Annotated in this window: 7 protein-coding genes and 5 pseudogenes; 5 read left to right on the top strand and 7 right to left on the bottom strand. The window is 58.9% G+C overall.

What is annotated here, in order from left to right; translation table 11 throughout:
- From virD4 to NKI20_RS32865, 3 genes and pseudogenes are all read right to left on the bottom strand, one after another.
- A partial coding sequence (virD4, locus tag NKI20_RS32875) for a type IV secretion system ATPase VirD4 (protein WP_352559169.1) occupies nt 1-1551 on the bottom strand: 1551 nt, incomplete at its 3' end.
- A 247-nt stretch (nt 1552-1798) separates the two neighbouring features.
- Nucleotides 1799-2575: a hypothetical protein gene (locus tag NKI20_RS32870; RefSeq protein WP_245260339.1), complete on the bottom strand. Its 777-nt coding sequence runs from the start codon at nt 2573-2575 to the stop codon at nt 1799-1801.
- 301 nt (nt 2576-2876) lie between these two features.
- Nucleotides 2877-3146 (bottom strand): annotated as a pseudogene (locus NKI20_RS32865) (integrase core domain-containing protein); the annotation flags it as partial.
- Between the two features lie 443 nt (nt 3147-3589).
- Here NKI20_RS32865 and NKI20_RS32860 point away from each other — a divergent pair.
- Nucleotides 3590-5509, top strand: coding sequence for a potassium transporter Kup (locus tag NKI20_RS32860; RefSeq protein WP_023766567.1), 1920 nt, complete (start codon nt 3590-3592; stop codon nt 5507-5509).
- 127 nt (nt 5510-5636) lie between these two features.
- On the opposite strand, the pseudogene NKI20_RS32855 reads toward NKI20_RS32860, so the two are convergent.
- The 3 genes and pseudogenes from NKI20_RS32855 to NKI20_RS32845 form a co-directional block, all read right to left on the bottom strand.
- Nucleotides 5637-6346 (bottom strand): annotated as a pseudogene (locus tag NKI20_RS32855) (IS6 family transposase).
- Nucleotides 6347-6421: 75 nt separating this feature from the next.
- Nucleotides 6422-6673, bottom strand: a pseudogene (locus NKI20_RS32850) (DUF1403 family protein); the annotation flags it as partial.
- Nucleotides 6674-6795: 122 nt separating this feature from the next.
- Complete coding sequence (locus NKI20_RS32845; RefSeq protein WP_023679574.1) at nt 6796-7173, bottom strand: hypothetical protein; 378 nt, start codon at nt 7171-7173, stop codon at nt 6796-6798.
- Between the two features lie 294 nt (nt 7174-7467).
- Here NKI20_RS32845 and NKI20_RS32840 point away from each other — a divergent pair.
- The 3 genes and pseudogenes from NKI20_RS32840 (at nt 7468) to NKI20_RS32830 (ending at nt 8991) form a co-directional block, all read left to right on the top strand.
- Nucleotides 7468-8198, top strand: a pseudogene (locus NKI20_RS32840) (IS6 family transposase).
- The gene (locus tag NKI20_RS32835; RefSeq protein ID WP_031194388.1) at nt 8195-8374 is read left to right on the top strand and encodes a hypothetical protein; all 180 of its coding nucleotides are present in this window, start codon (nt 8195-8197) and stop codon (nt 8372-8374) included. The pseudogene NKI20_RS32840 and the gene NKI20_RS32835 overlap by 4 nt, the downstream one beginning before the upstream one ends.
- A complete protein-coding gene (locus NKI20_RS32830) occupies nt 8374-8991 on the top strand; it encodes a hypothetical protein (protein WP_023737119.1) in 618 nt (205 codons plus the stop codon). The genes NKI20_RS32835 and NKI20_RS32830 overlap by 1 nt, the downstream gene beginning before the upstream one ends.
- A gap of 105 nt (nt 8992-9096) precedes the next feature.
- Here NKI20_RS32830 and NKI20_RS32825 read toward each other — a convergent pair whose 3' ends face one another.
- Nucleotides 9097-9372: an acyl carrier protein gene (locus NKI20_RS32825; RefSeq protein WP_023679571.1), complete on the bottom strand. Its 276-nt coding sequence runs from the start codon at nt 9370-9372 to the stop codon at nt 9097-9099.
- Between the two features lie 79 nt (nt 9373-9451).
- Between NKI20_RS32825 and NKI20_RS32820 the strand changes: the two are divergent.
- Nucleotides 9452-9526: pseudogene (locus tag NKI20_RS32820) on the top strand (DNA-binding response regulator); the annotation flags it as partial.

Raw genomic sequence — 9526 nt, 5'->3', positions numbered from 1 at the left:
GATGAGAACAATCTCGTAGTCGTCATCGAGCAGCCGAACCTGTTCGGGACGCAATAGCGGTGCACCTTGATGTGAATTCTGAATGGTCCAGTCGAACGTTCGCGCCTGGCTGTGGGAAATCGATTTGGCTTCAAACGTGTATTCACCGATGGCCTTGGAAATGTAGTTCGGAGTCTCGTCATCAGCCGTGGCCATGAACACTTGCAGTCCGGTATTGCTGAGAAAATTCTGCTTGCCAGCCTCTCCATAAGCCCCCGTCAGTGCCGAAAGGCTTTGGATGATGAGCATGAAACGCCCCTTGTAGCCCGCGATAGTCGTGATTGCGGTCTCGATCGCTTCCAGCTTACCCAAGTGCTTGAACTCGTCGAGCAGGAAGAGAACCTCGTGCTTTTCATCCCGGCGGGCCAGCGACCGCTGCAGAATTGAAACGATTTGCTGAAAAAACAAGCGTATCAGAGGCGCGATCACCTCAAGGTCGTTCGGACCAACGCAAAGATAGATGCACGTTCTGCGACGGCGAAGATCATAGACCGAAAAGTCCGAGCGACTTGTGGCCGCCTTTACAGCGGGATCCGCCCACAGGTTGAGCCCGCCATCGCCGAGCACGGAAGTGTAGGAGGTTAGGATTTTCGTATCGTTCCCCGCCATGTCGTCGAAGATGCGTTGTGCCTCTTTGTTCTGGGTCTCCATGGCGAGTCGCGCGAAGAGCTTAAACTTCTCCCCCGGCTGGGCGAAGAGGTCATAGACGGCGCCGATTGTTGGCGTGCCCCGCTCGATGCAGGCAAGGATTCCCGCGACAAAGATATCTCGCGCGCCGCTGACGAAACCTTCCGCGCCCTCCCCCTTGGCCGTAATCAGGTTTGCGGCCAAGCGGCGGGCTTCGGTGAATTGCTGCTGTGGAGGCAACGCTATAAGATCCAACAGCGGATTGTAGCAGTTTGTGCGCCGCTCCGAATCCAGCGGCGCGAATTTAAACACGTCGTCACCTGCGGCTTTGCGCGCCCTCGAGGTGAGCTCAAAGAGCTCCCCCTTGACGTCCAGAGCTATCACCGAGCCTTTGAATGTAAGTAGCGTTGGAATGACTATGCCGACGCCCTTGCCAGCGCGGGTCGGTGCAACGATGAGGCTGTGAGGCTGCTCGCCATTGGTCAGGTAGTAGCCAGGCCAGAAAGGGCCACTTGTCTTCCCAAACACCGGCCCTGTCACGCCACGGTATCGTCGCAGATATCCCGTGCGTCGCATTTCATCCACTCGAGCCCAACGAGCCGTCCCGTGGTGTTCGAGCTTGCGGCGCAATACGATCTGCTGAATCAGCAAGACGACCGCGGACGTCGAGAGCACGATAGCCGCGCCCCGATAGAAAACGGGGGTTGCGAAACCCAAATAGAAGGGCGTCTCAAACCAAAAGGCACGGACATCAAACGCCATCAGAGCCTCGCCGCTGCCGCCGTGGCGGAAGGTTGCGTAAAGACTTGCCGCACAGAAGCCCACGGCGAGTGAGCACGCGATGCTAATGGCTATGTTGGGGGGCGTCGTTTTTGTTGAAAGCATTGTTCCATTGCCGGATTAGCCGTAGCTAATGCTGCGCGTGCTTCAGAGACCGAACCGGCGTCGCGCGATGTCGCCGCTCGACAGATCGATGCCGCAGCGGGTGGTGCGATGCTTGCAGCGCATCACCCGGCAGACGTGGTTTTTGAAAGTTACACTAAGCAGGTACGTCAACGGCCAGCGAATTGGAAACGGCAAGGCCGTAAACGGAATTCGGGAGAGAAAGCGTCACTGTACCATGGCCGAGACCTCAACGGCCGGAGCGATCTCTGCTTCTGGTGGCCTCCATTAGGTCCTCTCGGGCGTGATTGAAGGCGTGGTTTATGGACCGCCCGATTTGAGCACCCCGCTGCAGCTGTTCATACGAGGTTTGCGGGCCTACTGTATCACGGACTGCAGCCTCAATACCTGCTATGTGGCCGTCCAGATTCGCACTCCGTTCCTCTGCTGCATGCTGCGGCGGCGGCATGTGCGGCAAGATGTCTTGCATGCCGGGAAAAACTGAGTGAGCTTGGGCCTGTTGGTTTGCGTCTAACTGTTGATACATGTTGAGAATAGCATTGGATGCCATCATCCTGACATTGCCATCCGGATCAGAAGAAGCCAATCCAATGGCCTGATCAAGAATGCGAGATTTGTTTTCGTCAGTAAACTTACTGAAGTGTGGCGCAACGTAATAAGCTCCGAGAGCTTGCGACGGCGGATCCATGTTGCCAATGCGATTAACAATAGCATCTTGCAGCCCTGGCGTTAGGTAATCGCCTAGATTACTGGCCGCTCCGACTTTCTGCAATGCTATGTCATCCGTGCTGTACCCCAATTCGGCTGTTAATGTCGCGGCCAGATCGATGGCTGATCGTCCAAGACGATTGGTCCGCCTTTCAAATCTCGCGAGGTCAGTTTCTGGCCCGGGTTGAGTGCCCCGAACGGCTGTTCGCTCGTGCGTCCCGAGGCCTTTGAAGCCCCCAAGATTTCGCGCTGTATCGCGCGGGTTAGCGGTTACCAGCCGTTCTGCAACATCGCTCAATGGCCCCTCTGGAACGTCACGGAGGCTACTGCTCCCCACGCCTTGAGATGATCTTGCAGCTGCACGTGCCCGTTTGTTATCGCGATCCATTGCTCGCCTCCAAAGTAGTTATTCTACCCAATGAGGTTACCACCAAAGCTTGACCTGCTAAACCGATATGATGTTACAGTTGTAGTATGGCAAAGGGTTCCCAGCTCTGTGGGTCTGCCAAGTGCCCGTCCAAGCCGAAGAAAATACGATGAAGCTGGCATCAAATGCGATGTGAACTGCCCCGGGCATTCCGGTGGCCGTTTCGTTTGAGTCACGCGGCTATGGCTGGTTCATCCAACATGCCGTAGTAGCGTTCCTCGGCTTCGGCCGGCGGGATGTTGCCGATGGGCTCCAGCAGCCGGCGATTGTTGAAGCAGTCGACCCATTCGAGCGTGGCGAACTCGACGGCCTCGAATGAGCGCCAGGGTCCGCGTCGATGGATCACCTCGGCCTTGTAAAGACCGTTGATCGTTTCCGCGAGAGCATTATCGAAAGAGTCGCCGACACTGCCCACTGCGGGTTCGACGCCGGCCTCCGCAAGCGCTCGGTGTATTGAATGCCGAACCCTAGAGAATCAGCCCTCAGAGCCTTTGGTAATAGACCGACCCCTCGCACCTGTTTGGGCTGGGTGTACAAGTCAGGTTTTCATCAGGTTGGACGAGTATGTCTGGCAGCCAGAGCGCGACCACTTCCGTGCCCGCCCGCTCGTCTGGCAGACACACAAAGGAGAAAGACATGCCGTCAGCTACAAGCAGCGCCATCGTTTCCTGCCGCAGATCATCGCCCATCCGGTCTGGCCCTCCTTCAGGTCCCCTTGGCCTGTGTCTCGTCGAGGAAATGGCCCGGGAGCGGGATCGTGGTTTCGTATGAGACAATCCGCCGGTGCGGCAACAAATGCGGTCCGCATACGGAGCCATTACGTCGCGGCACTTGATATTGCAGTGCAGCAAAGGTAGAGGGCCGCCCCTTATCGGAGTGTCGTCCATGGTCCTTACCAATACTGGTAGCGAGGCAGAACCCGTCGAACAGTCGAGCCATCCGGCAATCGAACAGCAAAGCCCCGAGGTGCTGATGCTAGGCGCGCTCGGCGTTGTCTATGGCGATATTGGCACCAGCCCGATCTACGCGTTCCGTGAGGCGCTGGTGGCGTCGTCGGGCGGCAATGTCGCCGAGCGCGGCGATATCCTCGGCGTTTTGTCATTGATCATCTGGTCGCTGACGATCATCGTCACCATCAAGTACATCATGTTCGTGCTGCGCGCCGATAACGGCGGCGAGGGCGGCGTGCTGTCGCTGATGGCGCTGGCGCGCGGCAGTTTCCCCAAGCGCTCGGCGCTGATGCTCGGCATCGGCATCGTCGGGGCATCGCTTTTCTTCGGTGATGCCGTCATCACACCGGCGATATCGGTGCTGTCGGCGGTTGAGGGCATGAATGTCGTCACGCCGACCTTCCAGCCCTATGTCGTGCCGCTGACACTGGTCATTCTTACCATGGTGTTTGCGGTGCAGCGCTTCGGCACGGGCGGGGTAGGATTGGTGTTCGGCCCGGTGACGGCGGTGTGGTTCCTGGCAATTGGCCTTTCCGGGCTCAACCACATCATCGCCGATCCGGAAATCCTGTGGGCGGTGAGCCCGCACTACATCGTCGCGTTTCTGATCAATTCGCCCGACGTCGCTTTCGTGACCATCGGCGCCATCTTCCTCGCCGTCACCGGCGCCGAAGCACTCTATGCCGATCTCGGCCATTTCGGCCGCAAGCCGATCGTGCTGGCCTGGCTGGCGATCGTGTTTCCCTGCCTGCTGCTCAATTATGCCGGGCAAGGCGCCTTCGTGCTGGCCAAGAATGGCGTCGTCGGCCATCCATTCTTCGAGATGAACGAAGGCTGGACGCTGATCCCGATGGTCGTGCTGGCGACGGCCGCGACTGTCATCGCCAGCCAGGCGGTCATCTCCGGCGCCTTCTCGCTGACCCGGCAGGCGGTGCAGCTCAATATGCTGCCGCGCCTGGAAATCCTGCACACCTCGGAGAAGCAGTCGGGCCAGATCTACATGCCGCGCGTCAATCTGTTGCTGGCGCTGGCGGTGATGCTGCTGGTCGTCGGTTTCGGCGAATCGAGCAAGCTCGCCTCCGCCTATGGCATCTCGGTGACCGGCAACATGCTGGTGACGACGGTGCTGCTGTTCGTCGTCATGACCCGGATCTGGAAATGGCGGCTGTGGGTGGCGGTCGCCATGACGGCGCTGTTCGGCTTCATCGATGTCGGCTTTTTTGCCTCCAACATCGTCAAAGTGTTCGAGGGTGGCTGGGCTTCGCTGGCGGTGGCCTTCACCATTGTGCTGGCTATGTGGACCTGGGTGCGCGGCAGCCGCTATCTGTTCGACAAGACCCGCCGCAACGAAATCCCGCTCGATTTCCTCGCCGGCAATCTCCTGAAGAAAAAGCCGCAGCTGGTGTCCGGCACCGCGGTGTTCCTGACGAGCGATCCACTCAGCGCGCCAACCGCGCTGATGCACAGCCTGAAGCACTACAAGGTGCTGCACGAGCAGAACGTCATCCTTTCGGTGGTGACCGCGCCGCAACCGGTGGTGCCCGACAGCGACCGGGTCAAGATGGAGACGGTCAACGAGCTGTTCATGCGGGTGACGCTGACCTTCGGCTACATGGAGCAGCCGAACATCCCGCGCGCGCTGGCGATCTGCCGCAAGCAAGGCTGGAAGTTCGACATCATGACGACCTCGTTCTTCCTGTCACGGCGTTCGCTCAAGGCCTCGCCCAATTCCGGCATGCCGGTGTGGCAGGACCGGTTGTTCATCGGCCTGGCGCGTACGGCGGCCGACGCGACGGAGTACTTCCAGATCCCGACCGGACGCGTCGTCGAGATCGGAACGCAAGTGACGATTTAGGGCATGCCGCGGTTGAGAAGAATCGGTGCTGTCACATTGATTGAGCGGTAAGGAAATTCAGGTAGCAGCGCGCCCGGCACTGTAAGTTTCAGCGGCTTGATGCAGCGATAGCTGGCCGGGACGGCTGTCACGCTGTGGCGACACACGCGATTTTGTTCCAGATTTGCATGGGGCGTTACGCAGGTCTCGATGTTGAGCCGATGACAGCGCATTGCAGGGAAAGTGAGCAGGTCGGCAATCGGATCATGGATGGAAACGAACCGCTGAAGCTGGCGTGCCGACTTGAAGCGTTTCATGATCCTTTCGCGTCGTCGGGTCGGCTGGTGCGAATTTTCCGCTCGATTATTCAGGCCTGTGTGCGACCGGTGTTCGACGCCGGGCATGAGGTCGCGCATGGCGGCATCATAGGATCGGAGCTTGTCGGTGATCATGATCCGTGGTGTCCGCCCTTGAGCTTTCAGCAACTTGCGCATCAGACGCTTTGCCGCCTTGGCATTTCGGCGGCTTTGTACCAGCACTTCGAGCACGAAGCCGTCCTGATCGACGGCACGCCGGAGCCACTGCTTCTTGCCACTGATAGCCACGACACATTCGTCGAGATGCCATTTATCGCCCAGGCAGCCGGCTGATATTGATCTCCTGGGCGGAATGCCGTCCGAATTTCTCCGCGCAGCTTCGAACGGTCTGATGCGTGACGATGATGCCGCGGGCCGCCAGCATGTCCTCAACCATGCGCAGGCTGAGCGGAAAGCGAAAGTAGAGCCATACCGCGTGCGCAATGATCTCGGCGGGAAAGCGGTGGCGACCATAGAGCGGATCACGAGCAACTTCTGACATGGCCCAATGTACGCACATCTTCATAAGCTGTCGGTTGACTTTACGATGCCGCGCCAAGCGAGCAGCATCCGGCCGGCGGGGCCGACCCCGTCTCCCGGCCGTGAGCAGAACGGCATCGCGCAGGTGCCGCTTCATCCTCGACCGGCCAGCCTGCTTTGCCGTTACCGCCGCCGCCGAAAGCGCCAGGCGTTGCCGCCAGGCGCCGATCCGCCGGCAGCGGTTCGTTTCCACCGATGATCCGAGTGCCAACCAGTTCCACTTTCCCCCAATACCTGCGTAACGCCGCCATGCAAATCTGGAACAAAATCGCGTATGTCGCCGCAGCATGACAGCCGTCCCGACCAGCTATCGCTGCATCAATACGCTGATATCTTTACAGTGCCCGCACGCCTCTCGCGCGCCAACGGCCAGTCGGGTGTCGCGAATGAGGCGCGCTGAAGCCATCCGGCTCAGCCGATCATGGCGCTTCGGTTGCCGGGTTCGAGGTCGTGGCCTCTGCCGCTGCGCGATTCTAGCATTTGCGCCTTGGAGAGCTCTGCTTCAGCCTCGGCGAGGCATGGCTCGGCTGCGGTTCTCTGCCGCAGAAGGTCCGATTGCGAATTCTTGACGTTGTCACGACGTAGGCGAGCGGCCTTGGCGAACGTCGGATAAGCGAAATGATTGACATCGGAGATGCCGGCCTTCGTTTCCTCGGCGTTTAACTGGAAGTCCAGTTCTCGCGCCATGCGTTCGAAATCGGCAATCATGATGTCTAGCTGGTGCAACTGTCGCCGCTTCTCATTCACCTGAAATTGCTTCAGTCGGACCAGATTACCTCGTGGCTTCATGACTCGGTACTCCGGTACCCATTTCGTCCAATCAAACCGCTCTCTCCCCTTAACGTTAGGCCTACAGCGACTCTCACGTTTTCTGCTGCGAGCGGAAACATATTTTCCAAAATCCTTGGCCGATGGCTATGAGTTCAATGGCATCGACAAGCATGCGAGCGGGGGACTTAAGGGGCGGTAAAAAAAGGCGGAATAGGGCGATTTTCACAATGTCTGCATTGAACGCGTTGAGACCTGCGGCGGGCTTGACACACAAAGCAATCGTCAAGATTTGCGACATGGACGCCGGGGGGCATGAATACGCCCGCCGTCAGCTACACGCCCCCCGATTTCCGCCGCCTATTATCGCCCACGCGGTCTGGCTTTATTTCCGGTTTCCGCTGAGCCTGCGCCTGGTTGAGGAAATGCTGCTGGAACGCGGCATCGTGGTTTCGTATGAGACAAGTCGCCGGTGGGGCATCAAGTTCGGGCTGGACTGCGCTCGCTGCTTGCGCCGCAAGCCGCCGTGCCGGAATGACGTCTGGTACCTGAACGAAGTGGTCGTCACCATCGCCCGGCAAAAAGCTTTGGTTGTGGCGCACCGTCGACCAGGATGGATATGTGCTGGACGAAATCGTGCAAAACCGCCGCAACACCAAGGCCGCCAAGCGCTTGCTGACGCGGCTGTTGAAGAAGCAGGGGCTCGCGCCGAAGCGCATGATCACCGACTAGCTGCGCTCGTATGGAGCGGCAAAGCGACAGGTGATGCCGGACGTCAAGCACCGGTCGCACAAGGGGTTGAACAACGGAGCGGAGAATTCCCATGTGCCGCCGCGAAAACGGGAGCGGATGATGCAGGGGTCCGATCGCCGAGAGGCCTGCAACGCTTCGTCTCGACCTTGTCAGCCCTCCGCAACCTCTTCGTCCCGCCCCGCCCCAAACGTTCTGCTCTCGCCATACATGTTCATCGCCTCAGCGCGATGGCGCTGGTGATATCACGACGCGTTTGTACCGCTCGACCTACGCCACAGGTGCCGACGCTGTGACGAGCTTCGTCGGTCGCGTGTCGAGTGACGGCACCGGGGACAATTATCGTCGACCGCAGTCCATTGCCCAGACCAAGGCGCTTCTCGGCGTCGGCACGATGGCAAATCGCAGCGTCACGATCTCGGCCGCTGCCCCTTCTGGCGGCGTGGACGGTGATTTCTGGGTGCAGCCGTAATGGCCCTTTACGTCAAAGCCTCCGGGGTCTGGGGGGCGGCCAGCGCCGTCTGGGTGAAAATCTCAAGCCTCTGGACCAAGGCTCGACAGGTCTATGTGCGCAGCTCGGGCGTCTGGGAGAAAATGTTCCCGATAGATCTGGTCTTCAATGGCACTCACGAAGACTCGACTGCCACGACCGTTTACACCCACACCAGCATTCCGCTTCTTGTCGCGCCACACGCTAATCGTCGTGTCATCGTGACAACTGAGACCACTGACACCGAAAGTGCAGTGACCGTCAACAGTATGACGATTGGGGGTGTGGCTGCCACCCTTCTCGCTCAGGTGGAAAGCATCTTCAATTCTGGTGTGGTCTATCTGTCAGTGTGGTCAGCCCTCGTGCCAACCGGTACGACGGCAACGATCGTGACCACGTATAGTGAGAGCGTGTTCCGTGACTACATGTCGGTCTATACGACCACCGATTGGGATGGTGTGGTGGGCACTGTTGCCTCTGACAACAATTCAACGGGTGGCCTGACAACGACCGTCAGCATTGGTGCCCTGGGCGCAGCGATCGCAATTGCGGGCAACGCCACCAAGGGGGCATCGGCACTGCGACATGGACCGGGCTGACCCAACAGTTCTCAAACACACCAGTCACGGATACAAACCACAGCGGAGCAATGGCCATAGCTACCGCCGCCCAAGCTGCCCTCACCGTAACCTGTGCCTACAGCACTACTCCAGCACTTGCCGCACTGCTGGTGGTTCCGCGGTGCGCAACTCCTGACTGGCGACGGCGTCGGCGACATGCCTTACGGACTCGTATTGCCAGAGCTTGTAATCGTCGACAAACCAGCCAAGTCGGCTCTCGATCGCCGTAGCAAGCTCGTTATAGTCGAGGCTGTCGAGGCCGAGATCCCGCATTCTGGTTGTCATCGAGACCTCTACTTTTTCGGCAACTAGAGCGTTGAGGGTTTTGAGAACCAGTTGTTCAATTTCAAGTAATGTCATCACTAATACATGCCTTTTGATTGCAGATTCAGGTAATGCAACCCTGATCGGGGCCCAACCCCCAAAACGAGGTGTGCCGTTGAAACATGTTCTTGTCATTGACGATGATGCCGCAATGCGGCGCCTCATCGCCGAGTATCTCACGATGCATGCC

Source organism: Mesorhizobium sp. M0830, assembly GCF_040319965.1.
GTDB lineage: Bacteria > Pseudomonadota > Alphaproteobacteria > Rhizobiales > Rhizobiaceae > Mesorhizobium.
Note: the sequence above shows the minus strand (reverse complement) of the source record. Positions and strands in the feature narration are given on the sequence as shown.

Bases quoted from the DNA above. Each gene is read 5' to 3' on its own strand.
- NKI20_RS32860 (WP_023766567.1), top strand. From the start codon at position 3,590: ATGGTCCTTACCAATACTGGTAGCGAGGCAGAACCCGTCGAACAGTCG.
- NKI20_RS32845 (WP_023679574.1), bottom strand. From the start codon at position 7,173: ATGAAGCCACGAGGTAATCTGGTCCGACTGAAGCAATTTCAGGTGAAT.
- NKI20_RS32830 (WP_023737119.1), top strand. From the start codon at position 8,374: ATGGCCCTTTACGTCAAAGCCTCCGGGGTCTGGGGGGCGGCCAGCGCC.
- NKI20_RS32825 (WP_023679571.1), bottom strand. From the start codon at position 9,372: ATGACATTACTTGAAATTGAACAACTGGTTCTCAAAACCCTCAACGCT.